At 73.1% G+C, this 26,025-nt stretch carries 21 protein-coding genes, 1 tRNA gene and 1 pseudogene; 8 read left to right on the top strand and 15 right to left on the bottom strand.

Features of this window, described 5'->3' with window-relative positions; genetic code table 11:
- Nucleotides 1-103 precede the first annotated feature (103 nt).
- Nucleotides 104-1,906, bottom strand: a complete 1,803-nt coding sequence (locus tag FHX75_RS18140; RefSeq protein WP_154941328.1) for an alpha/beta hydrolase — start codon at nucleotides 1,904-1,906, stop codon at nucleotides 104-106.
- 170 nt (nucleotides 1,907-2,076) lie between these two features.
- On the bottom strand, nucleotides 2,077-2,535 hold the full coding sequence (locus FHX75_RS18135) for a hypothetical protein (protein WP_154941327.1): 459 nt from the start codon (nucleotides 2,533-2,535) through the stop codon (nucleotides 2,077-2,079).
- Between the two features lie 118 nt (nucleotides 2,536-2,653).
- Between FHX75_RS18135 and FHX75_RS18130 the strand changes: the two genes are divergently transcribed.
- Nucleotides 2,654-2,971 carry a hypothetical protein gene (locus FHX75_RS18130; RefSeq protein WP_154941326.1) on the top strand — a complete coding sequence of 106 codons (318 nt, stop codon included), beginning with the start codon at nucleotides 2,654-2,656 and terminating at the stop codon, nucleotides 2,969-2,971.
- Here FHX75_RS18130 and FHX75_RS18125 read toward each other — a convergent pair.
- From FHX75_RS18125 to FHX75_RS18100, 7 genes are all read right to left on the bottom strand, one after another.
- Nucleotides 2,958-4,481, bottom strand: a complete 1,524-nt coding sequence (locus FHX75_RS18125; RefSeq protein ID WP_154941325.1) for a serine/threonine-protein kinase — start codon at nucleotides 4,479-4,481, stop codon at nucleotides 2,958-2,960. The genes FHX75_RS18130 and FHX75_RS18125 overlap by 14 nt on opposite strands.
- Before the next feature lie 31 nt (nucleotides 4,482-4,512).
- Nucleotides 4,513-5,004, bottom strand: a complete 492-nt coding sequence (locus FHX75_RS18120; protein WP_246158172.1) for a hypothetical protein — start codon at nucleotides 5,002-5,004, stop codon at nucleotides 4,513-4,515.
- A 146-nt stretch (nucleotides 5,005-5,150) separates the two neighbouring features.
- On the bottom strand, nucleotides 5,151-8,744 hold the full coding sequence (locus FHX75_RS18115) for an adenylate/guanylate cyclase domain-containing protein (RefSeq protein ID WP_154941324.1): 3,594 nt from the start codon (nucleotides 8,742-8,744) through the stop codon (nucleotides 5,151-5,153).
- Nucleotides 8,741-9,574 (bottom strand): MBL fold metallo-hydrolase, encoded by an 834-nt coding sequence (locus FHX75_RS18110; protein WP_154941323.1) that lies wholly within the window; start codon nucleotides 9,572-9,574, stop codon nucleotides 8,741-8,743. Before FHX75_RS18110 ends, FHX75_RS18115 begins: the two co-directional genes overlap by 4 nt.
- Nucleotides 9,575-9,708: 134 nt before the next feature.
- Nucleotides 9,709-10,170 carry a RidA family protein gene (locus tag FHX75_RS18105; RefSeq protein ID WP_154941322.1) on the bottom strand — a complete coding sequence of 154 codons (462 nt, stop codon included), beginning with the start codon at nucleotides 10,168-10,170 and terminating at the stop codon, nucleotides 9,709-9,711.
- A gap of 5 nt (nucleotides 10,171-10,175) precedes the next feature.
- Nucleotides 10,176-10,331 carry a Sp36 family protein gene (sp36, locus tag FHX75_RS30865; protein WP_088959894.1) on the bottom strand — a complete coding sequence of 52 codons (156 nt, stop codon included), beginning with the start codon at nucleotides 10,329-10,331 and terminating at the stop codon, nucleotides 10,176-10,178.
- 47 nt (nucleotides 10,332-10,378) lie between these two features.
- A complete protein-coding gene (locus tag FHX75_RS18100) occupies nucleotides 10,379-10,855 on the bottom strand; it encodes a hypothetical protein (protein WP_154941321.1) in 477 nt (158 codons plus the stop codon).
- Between the two features lie 327 nt (nucleotides 10,856-11,182).
- Here FHX75_RS18100 and FHX75_RS18095 point away from each other — a divergent pair, with 327 nt between their 5' ends.
- From FHX75_RS18095 to bagB, 3 genes are read left to right on the top strand one after another with little or no spacing between them, the layout of a single operon-like run.
- Nucleotides 11,183-11,764: an Rv0361 family membrane protein gene (locus tag FHX75_RS18095; RefSeq protein ID WP_154941320.1), complete on the top strand. Its 582-nt coding sequence runs from the start codon at nucleotides 11,183-11,185 to the stop codon at nucleotides 11,762-11,764.
- 26 nt (nucleotides 11,765-11,790) lie between these two features.
- Nucleotides 11,791-12,768 carry an ATPase BagA gene (bagA, locus tag FHX75_RS18090; RefSeq protein WP_154941319.1) on the top strand — a complete coding sequence of 326 codons (978 nt, stop codon included), beginning with the start codon at nucleotides 11,791-11,793 and terminating at the stop codon, nucleotides 12,766-12,768.
- Nucleotides 12,769-12,822: 54 nt separating this feature from the next.
- The gene (gene bagB, locus FHX75_RS18085; RefSeq protein WP_170285399.1) at nucleotides 12,823-13,974 is read left to right on the top strand and encodes an ArsA family ATPase; all 1,152 of its coding nucleotides are present in this window, start codon (nucleotides 12,823-12,825) and stop codon (nucleotides 13,972-13,974) included.
- 6 nt (nucleotides 13,975-13,980) lie between these two features.
- On the opposite strand, the gene FHX75_RS18080 is transcribed toward bagB, so the two are convergent.
- Nucleotides 13,981-14,301 (bottom strand): WhiB family transcriptional regulator, encoded by a 321-nt coding sequence (locus FHX75_RS18080; RefSeq protein WP_088959889.1) that lies wholly within the window; start codon nucleotides 14,299-14,301, stop codon nucleotides 13,981-13,983.
- Nucleotides 14,302-14,706: 405 nt separating this feature from the next.
- Here FHX75_RS18080 and FHX75_RS18075 point away from each other — a divergent pair, with 405 nt between their 5' ends.
- Complete coding sequence (locus FHX75_RS18075; protein WP_154941317.1) at nucleotides 14,707-17,142, top strand: penicillin-binding protein; 2,436 nt, start codon at nucleotides 14,707-14,709, stop codon at nucleotides 17,140-17,142.
- Between the two features lie 63 nt (nucleotides 17,143-17,205).
- On the opposite strand, the gene FHX75_RS18070 is transcribed toward FHX75_RS18075, so the two are convergent.
- Complete coding sequence (locus FHX75_RS18070) at nucleotides 17,206-17,661, bottom strand: GatB/YqeY domain-containing protein (protein WP_154941316.1); 456 nt, start codon at nucleotides 17,659-17,661, stop codon at nucleotides 17,206-17,208.
- 25 nt (nucleotides 17,662-17,686) lie between these two features.
- On the opposite strand from FHX75_RS18070, the gene FHX75_RS18065 reads away from it, so the two are divergent.
- Both FHX75_RS18065 and FHX75_RS18060 read left to right on the top strand, forming a co-directional pair.
- On the top strand, nucleotides 17,687-18,580 hold the full coding sequence (locus FHX75_RS18065) for a metallophosphoesterase (protein ID WP_154941315.1): 894 nt from the start codon (nucleotides 17,687-17,689) through the stop codon (nucleotides 18,578-18,580).
- A gap of 87 nt (nucleotides 18,581-18,667) precedes the next feature.
- Nucleotides 18,668-18,744 (top strand) — tRNA-Pro (locus tag FHX75_RS18060).
- 58 nt (nucleotides 18,745-18,802) lie between these two features.
- Here FHX75_RS18060 and FHX75_RS18055 read toward each other — a convergent pair.
- Nucleotides 18,803-20,029, bottom strand: coding sequence for an epoxide hydrolase family protein (locus FHX75_RS18055; RefSeq protein WP_154941314.1), 1,227 nt, complete (start codon nucleotides 20,027-20,029; stop codon nucleotides 18,803-18,805).
- A 377-nt stretch (nucleotides 20,030-20,406) separates the two neighbouring features.
- Here FHX75_RS18055 and FHX75_RS18050 point away from each other — a divergent pair, with 377 nt between their 5' ends.
- Entirely contained in the window at nucleotides 20,407-20,754 is a 348-nt protein-coding gene (locus tag FHX75_RS18050) for a DoxX family protein (RefSeq protein ID WP_154941313.1), read from the top strand.
- Nucleotides 20,755-20,826: 72 nt separating this feature from the next.
- Here the strand turns inward: FHX75_RS18050 and FHX75_RS18045 are convergent, their stop codons facing one another.
- The 3 genes and pseudogenes from FHX75_RS18045 to FHX75_RS18035 form a co-directional block, all read right to left on the bottom strand.
- The gene (locus FHX75_RS18045) at nucleotides 20,827-22,263 is read right to left on the bottom strand and encodes a PKD domain-containing protein (RefSeq protein WP_154941312.1); all 1,437 of its coding nucleotides are present in this window, start codon (nucleotides 22,261-22,263) and stop codon (nucleotides 20,827-20,829) included.
- A 464-nt stretch (nucleotides 22,264-22,727) separates the two neighbouring features.
- Nucleotides 22,728-23,174, bottom strand: a pseudogene (locus FHX75_RS31700) (SRPBCC family protein); the annotation flags it as partial.
- Nucleotides 23,175-23,332: 158 nt separating this feature from the next.
- On the bottom strand, nucleotides 23,333-25,996 hold the full coding sequence (locus tag FHX75_RS18035) for a right-handed parallel beta-helix repeat-containing protein (protein WP_154941310.1): 2,664 nt from the start codon (nucleotides 25,994-25,996) through the stop codon (nucleotides 23,333-23,335).
- Nucleotides 25,997-26,025: the final 29 nt, after the last annotated feature.

Raw genomic sequence — 26,025 nt, 5'->3', positions numbered from 1 at the left:
GGTTTCCCACCACTTCGGTGGTCATCGGAACGGCGTGGAAAGTGACCGGGGTACGACAGGCGACCCGAGCGCCCGCCGTACCCCGGCGTCCTTCAGCGCACCGTCAGCGCAGCGTCAGCGTGCCCACGGCGGGCCGCGGCGCGACGACCGGCGGCAGCCGCTTCGGCTCGCCCCGGGCCGGCTCGCCCTCGGCGGCCAGCGCGCTCTTCGGCGCGGCGGCCCGCGACGTCTCCGGCTCGGCCGGTACCTCGACGAAGGGCTGCACGTCACCGGTGCAGAGGGTGCCCTTCTTCGGCAACGTGCCCTTGAGCAGGTAGGCGTCGACGGCGCCGGTCACGCAGGCGGACGTCCCGTAGGCGGTGTGCCCCCAGCTGTCGCTGCTGAGCAGCCGGCTGTTCGGCAGCAGCTTCGCCGAGCTGACCGCCGCGTCGTAGTTGGTGGCCGGGTCCCAGTAGTTGCCGACCACCAGCACCGGGGCGCTGGTCTTCCGGTTGAACGGACCGGTGTAGGCGTCCTCGTCGCGCACCGTCCAGGTGTCCCGGGCGCACGGCGCGGCGCTCCAGCCCCAGGCCCGCCCGAAGTACGGGGCCCGCTTGTCCTCCTTGGCCGTCAGCGCCGGCCAGGCACCCGCGTCCTTCGGGTGGTACGCGTCGGTGCAGTCGACACCGAGGAACGTCTCCAGCCCGTTGTTGTACGGGAAGTCGTACCGGCGCTGCTGCCGGGCCTGCTCGGCGCGCTTGGCGACGGCCGTGCGGGCCTGCGCCAGGCGGGCCGCGGTGGCCGATCCCGGATCGGTGAGCACCAGCAGGTCGGCGGTGATCGAGGCGATGTCGGCGTAGCCGTACGGGCTGTAGAGGGAGCTGAGGCTGGCGCCGACGAAGTCGGCGTAGCTGACGGTGAACGAGCCCCCGTCCGGGTCGTCGATCACCACCGGCTTCTTGCGCAGCCGCTGCGCCACCAACTCGTACGAGGCGACCGGGTCGCCGGCCGCCAGGGAGCACTTCTCCTCGCCGGCCTTGTCGCAGCGGAGCAGGATCTCGCGCAGCGCCTGGTACGCGCCGTCGGCGCTGCGCAGCCGGGTCTCCTGGAGGTCGCCGCGGGCCTTGCCCTGGCCGACCCAGGCGTTCGGGTCGAGCACCCCGTCGACGACCAGCGCGCGGAACCGGTCCGGGAACATGTTGGCGTAGTACTGGCCGAGCGCGCTGCCGTAGCTGAAGCCGAGGTAGCTGAGCTTCTTGTCGCCCACCGCCCGGCGCAGCACCTCCATGTCCCGGGCGACCTCGGCGGTGGACATCGCCCCGGTCAGCGGCTTGCCGGTGGTGGAGCAGGCCCGACCGACCGCCTTCGACGAGTCGATGTACGCCTTCTCCTCGGCCTTCGTCCACGGGAACGCCACGTTCAGCCCGGCGTACGCCCTGGTCTGGTCCTTGACCGACGGGAAGCATTTGACGTTGTCGCTGGCGGCGACGCCGCGCGGGTCGATGCCGACGATGTCGAAGCGGTCCAGCAGTTCATCGGAGAGGAAGTACGGCGCGGCGAGCGCGATGTCGGTGCCGGAGCCGCCCGGGCCGCCCGGGTTGAGGAAGAGACTGCCGATCCGGCTCTGCTGGTCGCGGGCCTTGACCCGGAGCAACGCGATCTCGGTGGTGGCCCCCTTGGGCTGGTCGTAGTCCAGCGGCAACCGGGTGGTCGCGCACTCGGCGTAGCCGTAGCAGGCGTACCAGTCGAGCTTGGGCGTGGGCACGCGGTCGACCCGCCGGGCTTCGGCGGGACTGGTGCGGTCCGATGTGGTGGGTCGACCCCAGCCGGTGGTGACGGGCGACGCGGTTGCGGGCGCGATCGCCGATCCGGCGAGGAAGAGGCCGGCGATACCTGCCGCGGCCAGGGACCGGGAAGTACGTGGCATGTGCTGCCTTCCGGTGGAGGACGGGGACTGTCGAGGTGACCCTCGACCTTCGTCACCCTAGGGGCGGCAGACAATGATCGCGGCCCGGCGAAACGCCATCAAAGGGACCAATTATCCGGACGATGTAACGAAATTTTCATTGTCGACGCTGTTTGGCATCCTTCCGCCACTCAGGAGCCGACCTCCTCGAACCAGTCCGGCTCCGGCCCGGCCGTCGACCCGCCCGACTCCGGCGGCACGTGGTCGTCGACCACCCGCCAACCGGCGGCGTCCGCACGCAGCAGCAGGAAGGCGTCGATCTCGCTGAATGGCGCGCCGACGGCGTACACGGTGCCGGCGTCCACGGTGGCCTTCTCCAGCGAGCAGACGCCCCGCGGGTCCGGCCGGGCGCCGGCGCAGTCGCCGACGTACCGGTGGTCGCCGCCGTAGCTGGCGGTCACGTAGCGGGACAGGGCCTCGGCGAGGGAGACCCGCGCCGCCGATCGGGTCGCCGGCGGCGGCGAGGGTGCGGCGGCGGAGGTGGTGACCAGCACGGAGGGGCGTGCCTCCTCCGGCGACGAGCCCGACCCGCAGGCGCCGAGCGGGCCCGACACCAGCAGTGCGACGACGATCCGGGACGTGCGGCGCATCGGCGTTCCTCCTTCGGACGAGGTGATCGGATCATCGCACCGGGTGGCCGGCGGATCCGCCGCCGCGACCCACCGGTGCGCGGATTGACAGCGCGTCCCACCCGGAGATGCTTGTCGGGTGGGACGAATCCTCAGGCCGGACCCGCGCGCCGTGGCGGCGGTCGCGTCGCTCGCCGCCGTCGCGGTGCTGGTGACCCTGCTCGTGCGGCACCCCGCCAACATCCTGACGGTGGGGCTGGCGCTGCTCTGCGTGCTGCTGGCCACGGTCGCCGGCACCGCCGTGGCCGCCCTGCGCGAGCAGCCCTCGACGGGCGCCACCCCGCCGGGGCCGCCGGACGCCGGCCCCCCGGTGCTCGACGCGGACACCCTCGACGCCCTGGACAGCGCGGCCGTCCGCGCGAAACTGGAGGAGCTGGACGACCTCAGGGACCGATGAGGGTGGGCGAGGCGAGCGCGTCCACCCCCTTGCCGGCCAGGCAGCGGTACGTCCGGCCGGTGTCCGTGCCGCTCGGCGGCAGGACCTCCAGGTTCCAGCCGGTGGGGTAGGCCAACCCGCTGGTGAGCCGGAAAATCCGCGCGTTGCAGACCCGGCGGACGGTCGGGTCCGCGCTGATCGCGGCGTGCCCCGCGCCGACCAGCGCGGGAGGCAGCTCACCCTCCACATAGGTCTCCCAGGTGTGCCGGCCGTCGCAGGACACCTGCGGCGCCACGGCCCGGTCGCCGCGCAACCGCACCGGCCCGAAGCACTCCAGCCCCGACGCGCAGTGCGCCCCGGGGGGCAGGGTCAGCGTGGACGAGCCGGCGAGGCAGCCCGGCAGCGAGCCCCACGCGGCCGGCGAGGCGGATCCGGTGGCCGTCGGCGTCGGCGTGGGGGCGGCCACGGACGCGGCATTGCCGGCGACCCAGGCACCGGCGCTGGCCGAGGCGGCCAGGGCGAGGACCCCGGCGCCGCCGAGGAACCACCGCCGCCGGCGGCGTCGCCCGTGCGGCACCGTCGGGTGGGCGTCCTCGGGCACCGGCCGCGGCGGGCCGGACCGGTCCACGGTGTACGGCCCGGAGGGGCCCCCGGAGATCGGCGCTCCGCTCACCGGCGCCCCGCTGACCGGGGACGACGGGACGGCGCCGAGCGGCAGCGCGGTGAGCAGGTCCCGCAGCTCGAGCGCGGAGGGACGCGCGCCCGGGTCGTTGGACATCCCGGCGCGCAGCACGTCGACCAGTTCGGTCGGCACCCCGGGCAGCTCCGGGATGGGCTGGTTGAACATCTCCAGCACGGTGACCAGGCTCGGGTTCCGCTCCGACTGCCAGCGGGGCGGGCGTCCGTGCATCACCGCGTAGAGGGTGGCGCAGAGCGCGTACACGTCGACGGCCGGCGAGGGCGGGCTGTGACTGAACATCTCCGGCGGGGCGTACGCCGGGGTGAGCACCTCCAGGGTGACCGAGGCGTCGCGCACCTCGGCCAGCACCGCCAGCCCGAAGTCGGCCAGCACCGCCGGGTTGAAGTGCGAGTGCAGGATGTTGGCCGGCTTGACGTCGCGGTGCAGCACCCCGGCCGCGTGGGAGTGGGCCAGCGCGTCGGCGATCTTGATGCCGAGGTCGCGGGTCTCCGCCGGGCCGAGCGGCGAGGTCCGCATCCGCTCGGCGTACGAGCCGTCGCAGAGCTCCATGATCAGATAAGGGTGCTGGTCGACGGTGACCCCGACGTCGAAGAGGTCCACCACGTGCGGGTGGGACGACATCTTCCCGGCGGCGCGCGCCTCCCGGAGGAACCGGGCCTGGTCCCGCTCGCTGTCCAGCGTGCGGTTCTCCACCTTGACGGCGACCTCGCGCCCCACTGAGATCTGCGTGGCCCGGTAGACGGTCGCGTAGCCACCCCGGGCGAACACCTGCAAATCAGTCAGACCGGGCACGATGGGCAGCCGGAGGGCGCCGGGCGGGGTCTCGGTCACAGCTCTGAAAATACCCGTCCCGCCGGAGCGCTCAGCGGACCGTACCGGCGGCCGGTGCGGGACCGGCGCTCTCACCGGCACCCGGCTCGACGCCGTCCGGGCCATCGACGGATGTCGGCGCGACCGCCCGGCGGGCGTCCCAGCGCAGGCCGACGGCGGTGGCGACCGCCCCCAGCCCCTCCCACGCAGCGACGCCGAGGAAGCGGTCCGGCGCGACGTCGGCCAGCACGATCAGGGTGAAGACGGTGAAGGTGACCAGCCGGAAGACGACGGTGAACCGGTAGAAGGCCCGCCACTCGGTGGCGACCGCCAGCAGGTAGTAGACGCCCATGTTGAACGAGGCCATCGAGGAGGCGGTGAGGAACGTGCCGGTGTAGTCGCCGGCCGCCCGCCGCGCGGGCACCTCGAAGCCGAGCATCCGCAACTGCGCCTCGGGCCAGACCAACCCGAGCGCGCCGAGCAGGAGCGCCAGCACGCCGAAGACCGCGATCGTCCAGCCGGCGCCGGAACGCGGCAGCCTCATCTGTCCTCCCCACCCCCAGGGCGCGGTCGGTCACCCGACCGCGTGGAAGGACACGCTAACCGCCCCCACCGACGCGCACATCCCCGAAACCGCCAGACCTCCCTCCCTCACCACCCCCCGCGCTCAAGCGCGGGCCGGGGGCGGGGTCAGGTTCCGGTGGAGAGGCGGGCGCGGAGGGCGTCGGCGGCGGCGCGTTCGCTGCGCTGCTCGGTCGCGTACGCCAGGCGGACCGCCTCCTCGGCGCAGGCCAGCGCCTCGACGGGCCGACCGCAGGCGGCCAGCGCCTCGGCCAGCACCCTCGCCCCGATCACCTGGCTGCGCACGTCCTCGGCGGGGGCGGCGACGGCCCGCCGGGCCCAGTCCAGCGCCTGCTCCCGCTGGCCGTGCGCGAGCAGGGCGGAGGCGTACCGGGCCATCGTCTGGCGGCGGGAGAAGAGCAGCGTCGGGGCGTTCGCGGCGGTGGTGGCCACCGGGGCGAGCAGCCCGACCGCGGTGGCCGAGTCGCCGGCGGCGAGCCGGGCGGTCGCCAGCAGCACCCGGGGCGCGACCTGGGCCGGCGCCTGCGGGTTGTGCGGTTCGACGGCCGTCAGCACCGCCCGGGCGTCCCGCTCGGCGGTCTCGCAGTCGCCCATGTCGAGCGCGACGAAGCCGCGCAGCGTGCCGGCCATCCCGGTGAGCAGCGGGTGCGAGGTGCGCTCGGCGTACGCGAGGGCGTCGGTGAGCAGGTCGGCGGCGTGCTCCGGCTCGCCCAGGCCACGCGCCACCACACCCCGGACCACCAGGGCGAAGCCGCGCCCCCAGTCGTCGGAGACCTCGGCGAAGTCCCGGTACGCCCGGCGGGCCGACCGGTCCGCCTCGGCGATCTCGCCCAGCTCGGCGCCGGCGAACGCCTCGACCGCGCGCAGCGTGCCGACCGCCCACGCCTCGCCGACCCGTTCGCCGAAGGGCAGGAAGACGTTCGCCAGCCGGCACGCCTCGTTCAGCCGGCCGGCGAGCAGCCGGGCGAACGCGGTGGTGCCGCGCAGCCAGGCCCGCCCGTACGGGTCCTTCAGCTCGGCGAAGAGCCGGGCGGCCCGGCCGAGCACCGCGTCGGTGCCGGCGAAATCGCCCCGGGTGGTGGTCACCCAGGCCAGGTTCTGCAACGACCAGGCCTGCCCCCGCCGGTCCTGCGCGGCGAGGCTGACCTGGTACGACGCGGCGAGGCGGCTGCTTGCCTGGCCGAGCCGGCCGGCGACGAAGTCGGCCATCCCGAGTCGGCGCATCGCCGAGGCGCGCAGCGTCGGCAGCCCGCCGGCGGTGGCCACCTGCAACGCCTCCTGCCAGCAGGTCGCCGCCCGGGCCTGGTCGCCGAGGGTCTGGTGGGCCTGCCCGGCGAGCAGGAGCGCGCTCGTCCGGGTGGCCGCGTCGTCGCCGGCGTTGGCCGCGATCTTCTCGGCGAAGGCGAGCGCGTCGGCGGGGCGGCCCACCTGGAGCAGGGCCCGGGCGTGCACCACCCGGTCGGCGGCGGGCACCCCGTCCCGGGCCAGCTCGGCGGCGCGTTCGGCGTACTCGACGGCGAGGGCCGGCTCGCCGGCGTGCATCGACCGGCGGACGGCCCGGCCCAGCGCGGCCACGCCCAGCGGGGTGACCGTACGGGCCGGCGCGTCCGGCCGGAGCTTGACCGCGTCGGCGAGCACGGCGGCCCGCTCGACGTGCTCGGCGACGAAGTCGTCCCGGGCCGGGTCGGTGAAGCCGCCCGGCGGGGTGACCCGGCTGTCCGGCACCGGGGCCGCCCACCGGGCCAGCGCGGCGTGCCGCTCGGCCAGCTCGGCCTTGCTCACCCCGGCGTACGCGGCCTCCCGCATGAGCGGGGTGGCGAAGGCGTACCCGGTGCGGGTGCGGTGCAGCATGCGGCGTTGCAGCAGCTCGTCGACGGCCCGCTCCAGCTCGACCGCGGCCACCGCGGCGGGCCGGCCGTCCCGCCCGACGCGCAGTTCGCGGAGCGCCTCCAGGGTGCCGGTCGGCACGGTGTCGCCGACCACGGCGGCGTCCCGCAGCACCGAGCGGGCGTCCGCCGGCAGCGCGTCGATGCGGGCGGCGAGCACGGCGGCCAGGTCGCGGGAGAGCAGCCGGCTGCCCAGCGAGCCGGGCGCCAGCCGCCAGCCGCCGGGGCTGCCGGCGCTCCGCTCGGCGACCGCGGTGAGCGCGCCCCGCTCCATCAGCAGCGTGACCAGCTCGGCCAGGTAGAACGGGTTGCCCTGGGCGGTGGCGAGGAGCCGGTCGGCGTCGGCCTGCGGCAGCCGGCCGCCGCCGAGGTAGGTGGTGAGCAGCCGGGCGGCGTCGGCACCGCGCAGCGGGGGCAGCGCGTGCACCTCGGCGTCGGCGACCCGGGTCAGCGCCCCCGCGGTGCGCACCAGCTCCGGCCGGCCGAGCAGCAGCACCAGCGCCGGGCCGGTGAGCCGGGACAGCGTCAGCCCGAGCGCGCTGATGGTCTCGGCGGTGGCGTCGTGCAGGTCGTCCACGACGATCACCAGCGGCGCCTCGGTGGCCAGGGCGCTGAGCAGGCCGGCGACCGCGTTCGGCACTGCCTCGGCGTCGGCGGGCGCGCCGCCGGCGGTCCACTCCCCGTTGTCGGTGGCGCTGCCGTGCCCGCCGGGCAGCTCGGCGTACCCGAGGAGGGCCAGCAGTTGGTCGGTGGCGAGCGGGGTGCCGCCCTGCCGGCCGAGTCGCTGGCCGAGCCGGCGCAGCCGCTCCTCGACGGCCGGGCGGGTGAGCGCGGTGGACGTGTCGTTGGGCAGGCCGACCGCGGCCCGGACCAGGTCGGCCAGCGGGGCGAGCCGGCGCCGCTCGCCGAAGGCGGCGCAGCGGACGGAGAGCACCCGGGCGCCGGTGTGTGCGGCGTACCGGCCGGCACCGACGTCGTAGCCGGCGGCGAGGCGTTCCACCTCGGCGGCGAAGCGGGACTTGCCGATCCCCGCCTCGGCGGTCATCAGCAGCACCCGGGGCTCGCTCCGGTCGATCACCTCGGCGAGCCGGCCGGCGACCCGGCCGATCTCGGTCTCCCGGCCGACGAACGGCGCCTCGTCGCCGAGGCCCGAGCGGGTGCCCGGGGCGTCCAGGAGCCCCAGCAGCTCGTACGCCTCGACCGGCTCGCGCTTGCCCTTGAGCCGCAACGGGCGCAGCGCCCGCCAGGAGGCGACGTGCCGGGTGGCGGCGGAGGTGCGTGCGCCGCCGTAGACCGCGCCGACGGCGGCGGCGTCGGCGAGCCGGGCGGCGGTGTTCACCGTGTCGCCGATGACGGTGTACTCGATTGCCGCCTGGATGCCGGCGATCACGTCGCCGGTGTTCAGGCCGACCCGCAGGCCGAGCGGCGCGCCGCCGCCCCGCTCGTCGTCGAGCACCCGGCGGACCGCCCGCTGCATGGACAGTGCGGCGCGGACCGCCCGTTCGGCGTCGTCCTCGTGCGCGACCGGCGCGCCGAAGACCGCCATGATGCCGTCGCCGGTGAGCTTGTCGACGTGGCCGCCGAAGGTCTTGACCGCTCCGGCGAGCGCGGCGAGGACCCGGTCGGTGACCGCGCCGACCCGTTCCGGGTCCAGGTCCTCCGACCAGGAGGTGAAGTCGGACAGGTCGCCGAAGAGCACGGTGACGACCCGCCGCTCGGCGGCGGGCAGGGTCGCGGCGGCCGGCAGCGCGGCGCCGCAGTTGTGGCAGAAGCGGGCGCCGGGCACGGCGACGGTGCCGCACACGGGGCAGGTCACGGTTGCTCCAACTCCGTGACCCCGGTGCCGGATTCCCGGGGGGCGACCCCGAGGTACTCCAGTTGGGCCCGGACCGACCATTCGGCGGCCCACCACAGCGACCGGTCGACGTCGGCGTAGACCCGGGCGACCACCTCGGGCGCGGTGGTCGCGCCGGCCTCGACCGCCGCGCGGACCTGGTCGAGCCGGGCCCGCCGGTGGGCCAGGTAGAACTCCGCCGCCGCGCCGCAGTCGGCCAGTGCCGGGCCGTGCCCGGGCAGCGCCGGGATCCCCCGGTACGCGGAGAGCAGTTCGAGGCTGGCGAGGTAGTCGCCGAGGTGCCCGTCGGGGTGGGCGACCACGGTGGTGCCCCGGCCGAGGATGGTGTCGCCGGTGAGCACGACCCGCTCGTCGCCGTGTTCGGCGAGGAAGCAGACCGAGTCGGCGGTGTGCCCGGGGGTCGGCACCAGGCGGACGGTGAAGCCGGCGGCCTCCACCGGGGCGTCCGGGGTCAGCGGCGCGGCGCCGATGGTGTGCGCCGGGTCGGCGGCCCGCACGGCGGCCCCGTCGAGCAGGTCGGCGAGGCGGGCGGCGCCCTCGGTGTGGTCGGGGTGCCCGTGGGTGATCAGCACCGAGCCGACCGGGCCGTGCGCGGCGATCCGACCCAGGTGGCCCTCGTCCGCCGGCCCGGGGTCGACCACCACGGCGGGCGCGCCCGGGGCGGCACGCAGCACCCAGGTGTTCGTCCCGTCCAGCGTCATCGGCCCGGGGTTGGGCGCCCGCAACAGGGTCACCCAGCCGGGCAGCCCGTCCGCGAGCGCGGCCACCGGCCCCGTCACATGCCCGCCCATGGCTGCGATCGTACGACCCCGCCCGCCACTCCCCGCGATCTTGCACCTTCGGCCGATGGTTTGTGGCCGTTCGCGGCTTTCAGCGGCCACGGAACCGCAGGATCGCGGGGAGAGGGCGGTGCGGTGCGGTGCGGTCAGGCGACCTCGACGATGACCTCGACCTCGACCGGGGCGTCGAGCGGCAGCTCGGCGACGCCGACGGCGGAGCGGGCGTGCCGGCCGGCCTCGCCGAAGACCGCGCCGAAGAGGTCCGAGGCGCCGTTGATCACGCCGGGCTGGCCGGTGAACCCGGACGCGCTCGCGACGAAGCCGGTCAGCTTCACGATCTTGACGACGTTCTCCAGACCGACCAGGGCGTCGACCGCCGCGAGGGCGTTCAGCGCGCACCGCTCGGCGAGGTCCTTGGCCTGCTCGGCGGAGACGCCGGCGCCGACCTTGCCGGTGGCGAGCAGCTTGCCCTCGGCGATCGGCAGCTGGCCGGAGACGTAGACGTGCTGGCCGGACTGCACCGCCGGCACGTAACTGGCCACCGGCGGCACGACCTCGGGCAGGGCCAGCCCGAGTTCCGCCAGCTTGGCGTGAGGCCCGTTGCTCATGCCCGTCAGCCCTTCGGACGCTTCAGGTAGGCGACCAGCTGGTCCGGGTTCGGGCCGGGGACCACGGCGACCAACTCCCAGCCGTCCTCGCCCCAGTTGTCGAGGATCTGCTTGGTCGCGTGGACCAGCAGCGGGACCGTGGCGTATTCCCACTTCTGCATCGGTGGAAGGCTCCCTTGCCTGGCGTGGACTGGTTTCCAGGCACAGCCTACGGTTTGGGCGTCGGCCGGGGCGCGGGACGCTGCTCGGGGGCGGTCGGCACCTCCCCGCACGGGCCTTCGTGGTCGTACGGCTGGGGGCAGCGGGACTTGTCGGGCAGCAGCAGGTCGCAGAAGACGCGGTGCCGGTTGTTCTGGTCGTCGACGGTCGAGACGGTGGTCTCCCCGGCGTCCAGCTCGGGCAGGAAGCCCAGCGAGACCGCCACCGTGCCGGCCAGCGCGGTGGCCGCCGACAGGTCGGCCACCCGGATCGGCAGGTGGATGACGTAGCCGGGCTCGTCCTCGTCCCGCCCGCCCGTGCGGTTGAGGATGCGCAGCACCTCGTTCGGCTCGGCGCACCGGCGGTACGACCGCTCGTTGATCGGGAGACCGCCGAGCGGCCCGTCCGCGTCCCCCCGGTCGGCGAGCCGGCCCGCCCGGTCGCCGGGCGGGAACTGGGCTCGAGCGATGTTGTCCGCGTCGCGCATGTACTGCCTCCGGGCCTCAAACCATGAACTGACCGCCGTCCGGACCGGACCCACCGCCCGACCCGCTCCCCCGCCGGCACGAACGTAGGACCGCAGCCCAGACGGCCACAACGGGACGCGCATGGTTGATCACCTCAAGTCACATATGCGACACATGCCTCGTCAGTAACGTGACGACGCGGGCCCACGGCTCGTGAACGGTGCGCCACGGAAGGACCCATCGACCGCTACCCTTCTGCCTCGGACGGGCGAGCGACGTCGCCCGCCGCGCCCGCACCCTCTTCCACGCCCAGCGGCGGCGAGGACGCCCATCCCCCGGGGGACCAGATGACCCAACCGCCGAACGACGGAGCGACCGGATCGCCGGCCACCCCCGCGCCGGGCGACACCACCCCCGACGAGCCCGGGCCGGGCGCCATCCCACCGCCCCCGCCCGCCTACCCCGCGTACCAGGCGCCGGTGGCCCGGCGTCGGCGCGGCCTGCTCATCGCCTCGCTCGTGCTGGCCGGCGCTCTGCTGCTCTGCGGCGGGGGCGGAACGGCCGCCTTCCTGGCCCTGCGCAACACCGAGGACGGCGAGGGCGCCAAGGAGCCGGCGGTCGCGGTGGACAACTTCCTCACCGCCGTCTACCGGGACCAGGACGCGAAGAAGGCGGCCGACCACGTCTGCTCGGACGCCCGCGACCAGGAGAAGCTGGACGCCAAGGTGGCCGAGGTGCGCAGGTACGCCGCCGGCTACGCCAACCCGCGCTTCCGCTGGGCCAGCCCGAAGGTGGACAACCAGACCGGGGACCGGGCCACCGTCACCACCAAGGTCACCATGACCACCGCCGACGAGAAGGTCGCCGAGCAGGCGCTGCGCTTCACCGTCGTACGGAAGACGGGTTGGTGGGTCTGCGAGGTGGCCTGACGCCGCCGGGTGGATAGGCTCGACGGGTGCGAGCAGCAGAGCGGCCGGCCGACCCGGCCTCCACCGGATGGCCGGCCCGCCTGCACGTGGTCACCGGCAAGGGCGGCACCGGCAAGACCAGCGTCGCGGCGGCCCTGGCGCTGGCCCTGGCCGAGGGCGGCCGGCGCACCCTGCTGGTCGAGGTCGAGGGGCGGCAGGGCATCGCCCAGCTCTTCGGCACCGACCCGCTGCCGTACGAGGAGCGGCACCTCACCGACGCTCCGGGTGGCGGCGAGGTACGGGCCCTGGCGGTGGACGCCGAGGAGGCCCTGCTGGAGTACCTCGACATGTTCTACAAGCTCGGGGCGGCCGGCCGGGCGCTGCGCAAGCTCGGCGCCATCGACTTCGCCACCACCATCGCGCCGGGGCTGCGGGACGTGCTGCTCACCGGCAAGGTGAAGGAGGCGACCACCCGCACCACCGGCCAGCGCCGGGCGTACGACGCGGTGGTGCTGGACGCGCCGCCGACCGGGCGGATCGGCCGCTTCCTCAACGTCACCGCGGAGACCGCCCGACTGGCCAAGGTCGGCCCGATCAAGACCCAGAGCGAGGGGGTCGCCGCGCTGCTGCGCTCCCCGATGACCGCGGTGCACGTGGTCACGCTGCTGGAGGAGATGCCGGTCCAGGAGACGGTCGACGCGATCGCGGAGCTGACCCAGCTGGGCTTCCCGGTGGGGCGGGTGATCGTCAACGGCGCCCGGCCGCCGGTGCCGGCCGGGCGTGAGGTCACCCAGGCCGAGCTGAAGCGGGGGCTGCTCGCCGCCGGGCTGCCGGCCGACCGGGCCACCGTGGCAGGGCTGGCCGGCGAGGCACGGGACCAGCAGATCCGGCGCGAGCTGGAGGACTCCCTCCGGACGGACCTGGTGGAGCTGGGGCTGCCCCTGACCGAGCTGCCGCTGCTGCCCGACGGGGTGGACCGGGCCGGGCTGGATCGACTCGCCGAACTCCTCGGCCGGGCGGATTGACTCACACCTGACCTCGGCACGGGCGCACGGACCCCACCGGCCCGATACGCTCGATTGGTGCCTTCCGAAGACGCGGCGCCACGGCTGGACGTCGACCAGATCCTCGCCGATCCCGGCGTGCGGATCGTCGTGTGCTGCGGCGCCGGCGGTGTGGGTAAGACGACCACGGCCGCCGCGCTCGCCCTGCGGGCGGCCGAGCGGCACGGCCGGCGGACGGTGGTGCTCACCATCGACCCGGCCCGCCGGCTGGCCCAGTCGCTCGGCCTGACCGAGCTGGACAACACACCCCGCCAGGTCAAGGGGCTCGACGTCGAGGCCAGCGGCGGCGAGCTGCACGCCATGATGCTGGACATGAAGCGCACCTTCGACGACGTGGTGCTCCAGCACACCGATCCGGCGAAGGCGGCGGAGATCTTCGCCAACCCCTTCTACCAGGCCATGAGCTCGACCTTCGCCGGCACACAGGAGTACATGGCGATGGAGAAGCTGGGTCAGCTGCACGCCCGCGGCGAGTGGGACCTGATCGTGGTGGACACCCCGCCGTCCCGCTCCGCGCTGGACTTCCTGGACGCCCCGGCCCGGCTCTCCCGCTTCCTCGACGGGCGGATGCTGCGGCTGCTGCTGGCACCGGCGCGCAGCGGGGGGCGGAGCATGTTCAGCCTCGTCACCGCCAGCTTCGGGATGTTCTCCAAGGTGGTGCAGAAGGTGCTCGGCGCGCAGCTGCTCACCGACCTCTCCGGCTTCGTCGCCGCGCTGGACTCGATGTTCGGCGGCTTCCGGCAGCGGGCGGAGCAGACGTACCGCATCCTGCAGGCCCGGGAGACGGCCTTCCTGCTGGTCGCGGCGCCCGAGCCGGACGCGGTCCGGGAGGCGGCCTACTTCGCCGGCCGGCTGCGCGAGGAGCGGATGCCGCTGGCCGGCCTGGTGCTCAACCGGGTGCACCGGCCGGCGGTGCCCGACCTGGGCGCGGCCGAGAGCGTCGCCGCCGCGGGGCGGCTGGCGGAGCTGGGCGGGCACGACGCGACCGTCGACGTGCTGCGGGCGCACGCCGCGCTGGCCCAGCAGGCGGTCCGCGAACAGCAGGTGGCGACCCGGTTCACCGAGGCGTTCCCGACGGTGCCGGCGGTGTCGGTGACGGCGCAGCCCGCCGACGTGCACGACGTCGACGGGCTGCGGACGATCGGCGCGGCGATCAGCCGGCCGTGACCGGCGTCAGCCGGCGGCGGTGACCAGGACCTTGTCCTTGCCGGTCTTGTCCTTGGCGTTCTTCTTCATCGCGGCCTCGAACATCTTGCGCCAGCTCGTCACCTGCGGGTGCCGGCGCAGCAGCGCCCGGCGTTCGCGTTCGGTCATGCCACCCCACACCCCGAACTCGATCCGGTTGTCGAGCGCGTCGGCCAGGCACTCGTACCGAACTGGGCAGCTCCGGCAGATCCTCTTCGCCACGTTCTGTTCGGCGCCCTGTACGAACAACGCGTCCGGGTCCCCGTTCTGACACGCCGCCAGTGACGGCCAGTCAGTGATCATGCCCATGTGTACACGTCCCCCCTTGCAGTACCTACCGACCTCGTGCGACCAGCCGTGAATTCCCCCCCGGTCGTCCGGCCCGTTCCTTCCCCAAGGAGGCACGGACGACGTGTGGCCCTGTCGCCGCCACCATCATGCTCTGTAGTCGCCTGATTACGCAACGTTGTCGGCGAAATCCATCATTCCGGACACTCCCGGCTTCCCGGGCCTTCGCCCGCCGCTTACCCGGCCCGGGTACGTGAAAACGCTGCGGAGGCTCCACCGTTCGGTGGAGACTCGCGGCAGGTCACACGCAACCACCCACCGGGGGTCGTGCGTTTAGCACAACGAGGTCGGCGCGCGCAGGAAATGGGGAAAGAACGCCCCAGCGCCCCTCGTTCCCTACTCGCGTACCCTGTCGAGGTGACCTGGATGCGGAAACGTGACCACAATGTCTTCACCAACGCCGCATCGCTGCTTGTCTGTGGCCTGCTGGCCGGCGTGGTGGTCGCGGCGGCGGCCTTCCCCGCGGTGGCGATGTCCGGCTTGGCCGCGAAGGCCGGCGCCGAGACCTTCGGCGCGTTGCCGAAGGAACTGACCGTGGCCCGCGCGCCGCAGATCAGCTACCTGCTCGCCTCCGACGGCAAGACACCGCTGGCGACCATGTACGACGAGAACCGGCGGGACGTGAAGCTGGCCGACATCGCGCCGGTCATGCAGAAGGCGATCATCGCCGCCGAGGACCACGACTTCTACAAGCACAACGGCGTCGACCTCAACGGTGTCGCCCGTGCCTTCGTCAACAACCAGTCCGGCGCCAACTCCCAGCAGGGTGCCTCCACGCTGACGATGCAGTACGTCCGGCTGGCCATCGCCTACTCGGCGACCCACCCGGCCGACGTGGTCGCGGCGACCGAGGACACCAGCGCCCGCAAGCTGCGCGAGATGCGCTACGCGATTCAGATCGACAAGGAGTTCTCCAAGGACGAGATCCTGGAGCGCTACCTGAACATCGCCTCGTTCGGCAACGGCGCGTACGGCATCTACGCCGCCAGCCAGGTCTACTTCGGCAAGCCGCCGAGCAAGCTGAAGATCGAGGAAGCGGCGATGCTGGCCGGCATGGTCAAGGCGCCGACCACCAACGACCCGACCACCCGTAGCGGCCGCCCGCTCGCCCTCGACCGGCGCAACTACGTGATCGACAACATGGTCAAGATCGGCGCCGTCAACCAGCAGGAGGCGGACGCCGCCAAGGCGGCCCCGATGGTGGTGAAGGACAAGCGCACCCCGAACGGCTGCGTCTCCACCAACGAGAAGGGCTGGGGCTTCTTCTGCGACTACTTCTACCGTTGGTGGCTGCAGCAGGAGACGTTCGGCTCGACCACGTACGACCGGGAGCGGCGGCTCAAGAGCGGCGGCTACACCATCGTCACCACCCTCGACGCGCAGGCGCAGCGGGGTGCGGACCGGGCGGTGCGCAAGGCGAAGAAGGAGACCGCCAAGGAGGCCGCCATGGTCGCCGTGGTGGAGCCGGGCACCGGTCGGGTCCGGGCACTCGCGGTGAACCGGTCCTTCAAGATCGACGATCCGAAGAGCCCGAAGAACAAGATCTCCAGCGACCCGGCGAAGGCCAAGAAGAAGATCCGCGGTAACTACCCGAACACGGTCAACCCGCTGCTCACCGGCGGCCAGGGCATCACCGGCTACCAGGCGGGCTCCACCTTCAAGATCTTCACCATCGTCGCCGCCCTGGAGAAGGGCATCCCGCTCGGCTACACCATCAACGCGCAGCAGAAGTTCAAGTCGGAATACATCATCGACAGCAGCTCCCCGGCCGCCTGCCCGGGCACGCACTTCTACTGCCCGACCAACTCGACCGGCAAGGCCGGCGGCGTGCTGAACATGTGGAGCGCCTTCTCCCAGTCGACCAACACCTACTTCGTCCCGCTCCAGCAGCAGGTCGGGGCGGAGAACGTGGTCGACGCGGCGAAGCGCCTCGGCATCCAGTTCCGGGCCGCCAACGACGCCAAGTTCGCCGGCACGAAGGACTCGGCGCACCAGTGGGGCGCCTTCACCCTGGGCGTCTCGCAGACCACCCCGCTGGAGCTGGCCAACGCGTACGCGACCCTCGCCGCGGACGGCAAGTACTGCGAGCCGATCCCGGTGCAGGAGATCAAGGACCCGGAGGGCAACAAGCTCGACATCGCCAACCCGCGCTGCGAGAAGCGGGTCAGCACCGAGGTGGCCCGGGCCGCCGTGGACGCCGCCCGCTGCCCGGTCGGCGACAACTCCTCCACCAGCAAGTGCGGCGACAGCCGGACCGCCCGCCAGGTCAAGTCGATCGTCAAGGCGCCGGTGGCCGGCAAGTCCGGCACCACCGACTCGGAGAAGACCGCCGCCCTGGTCGCGATGACCAAGCAGTACGCGGTCGCCGGCATCATGGCCGACCCGGACTGGCCGCAGACCAACGTCAAGATGAAGCACAACCAGCCCGACGGCATCAACCCGCCGGTCATCGAGACGCTCCGCGACGCGATGGAGGGCAAGGAGCGGATCAAGTTCGAGCCGCCGGGCAGGAAGATCTCCGAGGGCGACCAGCGCTCCATCCCGAGCGTCACCTGCCAGGACCTGGACGCCGCCAAGTCCCGGATCAACGGGGCCGGCTTCGAGGCGGTCGTCTCGGACGTCAAGGTCGCGTCGAACTGCCCGGCGGGCAAGGCCGCCGGCACCAGCCCGGAGGGCCGGACCATCAAGGGCGGCGTGGTCACCATCCAGGTGAGCAGCGGCGGCGGCACCCCGCCAACCACGGGCCCCGGCGGCCCCGCCACCCCGCCGACTCCCGGCCGACCCCCTCGGCCCCGCGGCTGACCTCCGCACGAACGACGGGCGGGCACCCTTTCGAGGGTGCCCGCCCGTTTCGCGTACCCGGGGTCAGAGGCCGAGCTGTCGGCGTACCTCGGCGGCCACCCGGCCCCCCTCGGCCTGGCCGGCCACCGCGGCCTGGGCCGCCTTCATGGCCGGGCCCATCTGCGCCTTGCCGGTGAACCCGCCGGCCGCGAGCGCCCCCGCGACCAGCTCGGCCAGCTCGTCGTCGGAGAGCTGCTTGGGCAGGTAGCGGTCCAGCACCTCGCCCTCGGCGGTCTCCTTGGCGGCCTGGTCACCACGGCCGGCCTCGGCGAAGGCGGTGGCGGCCTCACGCCGCTTCTTCGCCTCCTTGGTCAGCACCGCGAGCACCTCGTCGTCGGTGAGCTCGCGCTTGGCCTTGCCGGCGACCTCGGCGGTGCCGACGGCCGCGAGGGCCATCCGCAGCGTGGAGGTGGTCAGCTCGTCGCGCGCCTTGAGAGCGGCGCGCATGTCGGCAGTGAGGCGGTCCTTCAGCGTGCTCATGGACGGTCAAACTACCCTGAACGCCATGCGAAAGCGCACACTATTCCGCCTCGCCGCCGGAACCGTCGCCGCGGGCGCGGCCACCCTGGCGTACGCGTCGCTCGTCGAGCGCAACATGTTCACCCTGCGGCGGTACGACGTACCGGTGCTGCCGGCCGACGCGGAGCCGCTGCGCGTGCTGCACCTGTCGGACCTGCACATGATGCCCGACCAGGCACGCAAGCAGCAGTGGGTGGCCTCGCTGGCCGCCCTCGACCCGGACCTGGTGGTGGTCACCGGCGACAACATGGCCCACCCCGACGCGGTCGGAGGGGTGCTGCGGGCCCTGCAACCGCTGCTCGACTACCCGGGCGCGTTCGTCTTCGGATCGAACGACTACACCGGGCCGGTCTGGAAGAACCCGTTCACCTACTTCCTGCCCAACCGGGAGTACACCGAGGGTGTCGAGCTGCCGCACGAGGAACTGCGGGACGTGTTCACCGGCGCCGGTTGGGCGGACCTGAACAACGCCCGGACCTCGGTGAAGGCCGGCGGCCGCCTGGTGGAGCTGGTCGGCGTGGACGACCCGCACATCGAGCGGGACGACTACGACGCCGTCGCCGGGCCGGTCGCCGCCTCGGCCGACCTCGGAATCGCGCTCGCGCACTCCCCCGAGCCGGCGGTGCTGGACCGGATGGCCGCGGACGGCTTCAGCCTGCTGCTCGCCGGGCACACCCACGGCGGCCAGGTCTGCGTGCCCGGCTACGGGGCACTGGTGACCAACTGCGGGCTGCCCCGCTCGATGGCCCGCGGGCTGCACCGCTGGCCCGGCTCGGACTCCTGGCTGCACGTCTCCGCCGGCCTGGGCACCCACCCCACCGCTCCGGTGCGGTTCGCCTGCCCGCCGGAGGCGAGCGTGCTGACGCTCATCCCGCGCTGAGCCCCCGGCGCCTGCGCCCCGGACCGGGCCGAGGGGGTACCGAGTTTGACCATCGGACCGGGTGGGCTACTATTTGTCGGCACGCCTCGGGGTGTGGCGCAGCTTGGTAGCGCGCTTCGTTCGGGACGAAGAGGTCGTCGGTTCGAATCCGGCCACCCCGACCAGAGGTAAGTGAAGGTCAAGGCCCCTCCACGGAGGGGCCTTGATCCGTTCCTGGGTCGGTCAGCGAAGCGACCGGAAGGCGGTGCGCAGCTCTTCGGACAGGATCTGCGGCTGCTCCCAGGCCGCGAAGTGCCCACCCTTCTCCACCTTGTTGTAGTGGATGAGATTGGAATACGCCTGCTCCGCCCAGCTCTTCGGCGCCTGGTACATCTCGGTCGGGAAGACGCTCACGGCAGCCGGGACGGTGACGCCCTTGGCGGCGAAGAACGAGAGCTTGTTCTCCCAGTAGATGCGGGCCGCGGAATTTCCCGTGTTCATCAGCCAGAAGAGCGTGACGTTGTCGAGGACGTCGTCGCGGGTGAGGCCGACGGATTTCCCGGCGAAGGCCTGGCAGATCAGGTCCAGGCTGGCCGCGTCATGGTCGATCATGTAGCTGGCCAGCGCGATCGGTGAATCCGCGAACCCGGTCAGCGTCTCCGGACGCGTCCCCATCATCAGGGCGTAGGCGGAATGCTGCCAGAAGAAGGCGAGCTTCTCGCAGCATCGCTTCTCCTCGTCGGAGAGGTTGGGCGGCAGCGAGGCCAGCGGGTCGGTGGCTCCCGAGATGCCGCTCTGGAGCAGGGTGTCGATGTCGGGCGGGACGACACCGGGCATGTTGGTGTGGATGCCGGCCAGTTCCGGCGGCCTCTGCAGAGCGATGACGTCCGTGATGAGGGCTCCCCAGTCGCCGCCCTGCGCGACGAACCGCGAGTAGCCGAGGCGCCTCATCAGCTCGATCCAGGCGCTGGCGATGCGCTCCGGGCCCCAGCCGGGCTGGGTCGGCTTGCCGGAGAAGCCGAAGCCGGGCAGCGATGGGATCACCAGGTGGAAGGCGTCCGAGGCGTCCGCGCCGTGTGCCGTCGGGTCGGTGAGCGGGCCGACGATCTTCAGCTGCTCGATGATCGACCCCGGCCACCCGTGCGTGACGATGAGCGGCAGCGCGTCCTCGTGCTTCGATCGGATGTGCAGGAAGTGGATGTCCAGCCCGTCGATCTCGGTGATGAAATTCGGTAGGGCGTTCAGCCGCGCCTCGACCTTGCGCCAGTCGTACTCCTTCTCCCAGTAGCGGGCGAGCGCCTGGCTGGTCTCGAGCGGCACGCCCTGCGACTGGTCGCCGACGGTCTGCTTTTCGGGCCAACGGGTGGCCGCGATACGCGCACGCAGTGCCTTCAGATCCGCCTCCGGCACCTCGATGGTGAACGGCCGGATCTCCGCTGTCCTCGGGCGCGCTTCGGTCTTGACAGCCATGTGGCCACCTTCCGTTCGGGCTGATGAGAGGTCGAGCGGGAATCTTCTGCCCGCGTACCGCGACGCACGGCAAGCACCCCGCTCCTGCCTGGCGGGGGCATTTCGATGACGGCACTACCCGGACTTGCGGCAGGTCACAGAGGTGCGCGGCCCATCTGCCCAGAGCGTAGAACGCCTCGCCACGGGTCGCGGGCCATACAAGCGATCCCGCCCGGCCCTGCGGGCCGAGTCCGCCCGGGTGTCCGAATACCGGTTCCGCAGCGGTGATCCCGTCACGTTCCTGAACGCCTGTCACAACCCCGCGGGGCCCGGGGTCAGTGCGGTGAGGGACCCCGGACGACCCGCCCGGGTGAGCCATACACCGAGGAGCGCTCCTGATGTCCACCACGCACGTCGTCGTGACCCTGCTGGCCGCCGCCATGGTCGGCTTCTCCGCCGCCTCCGTCTTCCTCCGCGCCCCGTGGGTCGTGCAGCCGCTGGCCGACTACGGCGTACCCCGCTCGTGGTGGCCCTGGCTCGGCACCGCCAAGGCGGCCGGCGCGGCGGGACTGGTCGCCGGACTGTTCGTGCCTGTCGTCGGCGTGCTGGCCGGGATCGGCCTGGTGCTCTACTTCACCGGCGCCGTCGTCACCGTGCTCCGGGCGCGCTCGTACTCGCACATCCCGTTCCCCCTGCTCTACGCGGCGCCGGTGGTCGGCTCCCTGGCGCTGGTGGCCGCCTCCTGAGCGGCGTGGATGCCCTGGACAGGACCCGGACGGCGCGGTCGGGTGCGACCGGCCGTCCGGGGCGTCGACGGTTCAGGCGACCTTGACCGGCGCCGAGCGCAGTTCGTTGTCGTACGGGACCGCGTCCCGGGCGTCGAGCAGTTCGGCGACCGCCCGGAAGGAGACCTTGCCGACGGCCAGGTCCGCCGCCGTGACCGTGTAGTCGATGACGAAGCGGGTCGTCTTCCCGCTGTCCGTCGCCGGTACCGGACGGGTGGACGATCCGGCCGGCACGAAGCCGGTGGGGGTGCTGCGCTCGAGGTCCACCCGGACGTTCTCGTCGTACCGGGTGTTCCGGACCTGGACCACGACCCCGATGGTCTGCCCCACCCGCGCCGTCGACGGCACGTTCAGCTTCACGACGGCGACGTCGTGGGTCCGGACCGACACCACGTGGCTGACCGACGCGGTGCGCCCGTCGAGGGTGCGCACGGAATGCCGGACGGTCCAGTCGCCGTCGCCGGGGAACCGGTGCACCGGGTACGGCTCGGTCGACGTCGTCCCGTCCCCGAAGTCCCAGGCGAAGGAGGCGAAGCCCGCGCCGGCCGGGTCGTAGGCGGAGCTGCCGAGGCTGACCTGGTCGTACGAGCTGGGCTCGCTCGGGTAGTGGTAGAAGTCGACGGTCGGGTCGGCCGCCACGTCGAGCTGGAAGGTGTGCGCGGCGCTGCCGTCCGAGCCGACCTGGAACAGGTACGTCCGGCCGGCCTGCGCCACGAAGGTCAACGGGTCGTAGTCGTAGAGGGGCGTGTAGCCCACCAGGGACAGCGCGGTCAGCGAGGAACCGGTGTACGCGGCGATGCCGGCGTAGCCCGGGTTCGTCCGGGCCGTGATCGAGCCGGTGGTCGTCGGCGTGTACGCGTACCAGGCCGTGTAGGCGGAACTGACGTAGAACGAGGACTCCCCGCCCTCGCGGGTCGCGCCGGCGTAGTTCTGGGTGTTCGCGTACGGCAGTGCGCCGACCGTGATCGCGTCGGCGAAGTCGTCGTTGGCGGGGGCCACGGCCTGGTCGAGCGAGAACCGCAGCGAACCGCCGGTGGTGTCGCCGAAACCGCCGGTGCCGACCAGGAGGTGGTACGTCGTGCCCGCGGTGACCGCGAAGCGGATCCTCGACCGCTGGCTGCCGTTGTCGTCGTTGCAGGCCACCTGCGTGAGGGAGCCCTGCTCACCGGTCCAGGCCGAGAGCACGCTGTAGTAGTCGCTGCCGTACGTGTGGGCCTCGACGCGGCCGTCCACGGCCGGGGTGAAGCTGAACCACACGGACCCCCGGTTGGCGCACCCGGTCGGGTCCGTCGGGTCCGTGGTGGCGCCGGTGGTGTCGATGGTGGTGGTGAAGGGAGTGCTCCCCACCGTCGTCGCGGCGGAGAAGTCGTCGTTCGTCGGTGCGGCGTAGGCGGCGGTCTGCCCCGCGACGAGCAGGGCGACCACCGCCGCGCACGCGACGGCGAGCCGGGCGACACTGCGTCTGATCACTGGAATCCTCCTGGGCCCCGTATCCCACCTGGATGGTGACCGCCCGACCGTACGGCGACGAGCGCAGCGCCATAGTTAAATGGATCACTGGTTCCGGTTAAGGGCACAGGCGCGGGGCCCGGCGGTCCGACCGGGTGGTCGGTCCGCCGGGCCCCGCAGGGGGTACGTCAGAGCGGGCGGTTCGGCTCGCTGACCGGGCCACCGGGGTACGTGGTGGCGGCCGGGTCGGGCACGACCTCGACGTCGGTCACCACGTACTCGGTCTCGGTGGTGGTGGTCGTCGGCGTCCGGTCCTCGTCGGCGCCCGTGCGGTGCTTGGCGGCGGCGATCCCGGCGGCGGCAGCGGCACCTGCGGCGGCGGCGCCGGCCGCGACCGCGGTGCCCGAGACACCGGCCTTGCCGCTGTCACCCGCGGACGACGCCGCGTGCGCGACGCCCGGCGTGCCCACGCCGTGCCCCTCGCCGACCGAGCCGCGCCAGGCGCCGGTCTCGGCGCCCCGGGACTCGATGAAGCTCTTGAACTTCTCCAGGTCGGACTCGGCCTGCTTCTCGACGATGTTCAGCTTGTCGCCGGCCTTCTCGACCAGCCCCTCCGGCTCGTACTCCAGGTGCAGCCGGACCATGGTGCGGCCCGCGCCCACCGGCTGGAAGTAGACCGCGCCGGCGTTGGTCGCGCCCTCGGTCGCCGCCCAGGCGACCTTCTGGTCGGGCACCTGCTCCAGGACCCGGGCGTCCCACTCGCGCTTGACGCCGGCGATCTGGGCGACCCAGTGCATCCGCTGGTCGTCGAGCTGGCGCACCTCCTGCACGCCGCCCATGAAGCGGGGGAACTCCTCGAACTGCGTCCACTGGTTGTAGGCGGTGCTGACCGGGACGTCGACTTCGATCGACTTCTCGACCACGGTGGTCATGGCAATCCTCCTCGTTCCGGTCGACCTCCCTCCACGCGGGAGGGAGCAGCGTTTTCTCGTCCACCTAAATCCCTACCCACCGTCGGACGGCTGAACCGGAAAATGCCGGAGCCGGCGACATCCCGCTGGTCACGGGGGTCGCCGGCGCCGGCTGTACGTCAGGACGCGGGCGCGATGAAGTAGCCCGCCTGGTCGACGATCAGGTCCGTCCAACCACTGCTCTGGTGGTACGCGCCGACCTTCATGGCCGTCCCGGTCCGCACGATCGCCAGGTTGGCGGCCGTCTCGCCGGCCACGAAGTTGACGTTCGACGCGGTGGGCGGCGCCGCCCCGGTCTCCGGGTACACGGTGAGCACGCCCGCCGCGCTCGGCCTGGCGACCGTCAGGTTGAGCACGGCGGCGGTGGCCGCCGGGCAGCCGCCGGGGCAGCCGGTCCGCTGGGACGCCGGCACGAGAGCGACCCTCTCGGCCGGGGTGAGCTGGCCGGTGGACGTCCGGCCCTCCAGGCCGATGGACTGCCGGGTGTCGACGATGCGCTGCGGCCCGAGCGGCACGTAGCCGTCGGTGGCCCCGGCGGCGGCCGAGCCGTAGAAGCCGGCCAGGTCGGCCACCACGTGGGTGGTGCCGGAGCTGGCGTTGTGGATGCTCACCCTCCCGGCGACGACCGGCACGATCACCAGGTTGGGGATGGTCTGCCCGGTGACGAAGTTGAGGTTCGACGCCACCGGCACGGCGGCGCCCGCCGGGAAGACCTTCAGCACCCCGTTCGCGGTCGGCTTGGTCACCGTGACGTTGAGGATCGCCGCGGTGGCCCCGGGCGGGAGGCTGCCGGAGAGGTCCAGCTGCCGGGTGGTGTTGGCCGGGAACGGGCCCGTGGTGCCGGCGCGGGTGTCGAGCACCCGGGTCGGCGCGAGCGTCTTCAGGCCGCTACCGCTCGCGCCGTACCAGCCCTGGAGGTCGGCGACGACGTGCACGGTGCCGCTGCCGGTGTTGCGTACCCGGATCTTCCCGTTGCTCATCGGCACGGTGACCAGGTTCGGCACCGTCTCCTTCGGGACGAAGTTGACGCTGGACGCGTTCGGCAGCGTGGTGCCCGCCGGATAGACGGTCAGGAAGCCGGCGGTGGTCGGCTGGGTGGCCGTCACGTTCAGCACGACGGCGGTGATGTCGGCGGCCGGCACGCCGCCGATGCCGGGGATGGCGAGCTCGATCTCCGAGTTGCCGGGCACCGGCGTCCGGGTCGGCACCCCGATCGCGGCCCGGGTGTCCAGCACCCGGGTCGGGTCGACCGGCCGGTACAGCGCCCCGACGGCCGTGGACATCTGCCCGAGGTTGATGTCACCGGCGGCGGCGACGACGACCGCCCGGTCCGCCTTGCGGAAGCCGAGGTAGTTGACCCAGGCGCTGACCGAGACCGGGCCGGCCCGCCGGAACGTGTGGGTCGCCGACGCGTCGTTGCCCACCCGCCAGAACCGTTCGTCGCTGAACTTGAAGGCGACCGTCCCGCCCGGACCGTCGGTCGGGTACGGCAGCTTCGGCGTGACCGTGGCGGCCACCTCCAGCGGGCTGCCGCCGACCGTGCGGCGGAAGCTCTGGCCCGCGACCGAGCCCGTGCCGACGTACTCGACCGCGCCACGGTCGTGGTAGCCCGCACCGGTGCCGGTGTTGGCCACGTCGGGCAGGTCGGCGTGCGGGTTGCGGAGCAGGTCGGTGCCGAGGGCGCCGGGCGCCGCCGCGTCCGCCGAGTCGATCGCCGGCGACGCCGGGGTGGGCCAGTACCAGCCGAACGAGGTGCTCGCCGAACCATCGATCCAGGCCCGGGCCACGATGTCGTGAGCGCCCTGGCCGCTGGCCGCCTGGAACGCGGCGAGGCTGGCGTGGGCGGTGCCGGCCCAGTCGTACGGAGCGCCGCCGCCGGTCGGGTCGATCAGGTTGTGGTCCACCACCGTCCCCGGTGTGGACCCGGCCGACACCGTGATCGCCGTCGCCGCGGACGGGGTGGCGCACCGGGTGGGGGCGTTGGTCGCGCCGGCCGCCGCCTGGACGATGTTGTTGCGCACCGAGACCCCGGTCGAGGCCCCGGTGACCAGGACACCAACGTCGCAGCGGGTGACGATGGTGTTGCCGGTGACCACGGTCCCGGGGGCGTCGGCGACGACCAGCCGGCTGTCCCGGAACGCGTTGCCGGTCACCACCGTCCCGGTGACGCCGGGGTCGACGGCGACACCCGCCGACCCGCCGTAGAAGGCGAGGAAGCTCCGGCTGACCGTGACGTCACGCGACTCGCCGGTGATCCGGACCAGCACCTTGGCGTCGAGGTAGTTGCGGACGGAGAGGCCGTCCAGGGTGATCCGGCTGGAGCTGTCCACCACCACGGTGTCGCCACTGCCCCAGGCACCGACGTAGAAGCCCTGCAGGACGATGTCGTGCACCCGCCACAGGTCGAAGACCGTGTCGCTGATCTGCGTGTTCTGGTACGAGCCGACGTAGACCTCGCCGTCCGGTCCGTTGACCGCCCGGAAGGTGATCGGCGCCTCCGCGGTGCCGGACCGGGGGAAGTACACCCGCTCCGGGTAGATCCCCGGCTGCACCAGCACGGTCTGCCCCGGCTGGGCCACCAGTGCCGCCGCGGTGATGCTGCAGAAGGGCTTCGCCATGCTGCCGTCGGTGTCCAACGGCACGCAGTGCTTCTGGCTGACGTACAGCTCGGTGCCCGGCGTGGCCGCCTGGGTGACGGCGGTCGCGGGCGCCGCCGGCCCGATCAGGCCGAGGCTCGCGACCACCGGTATGAGCGCAAGCTGCGCCAGTCCACGTTTTCTCATCAACCGCCCCCGTGACGTGTCGAATGTGT

It is taken from the genome of Micromonospora palomenae, from assembly GCF_007829925.1.
Lineage (GTDB): Bacteria > Actinomycetota > Actinomycetes > Mycobacteriales > Micromonosporaceae > Micromonospora > Micromonospora purpureochromogenes.
This window is presented reverse-complemented; position numbering and strand designations above follow the sequence as displayed.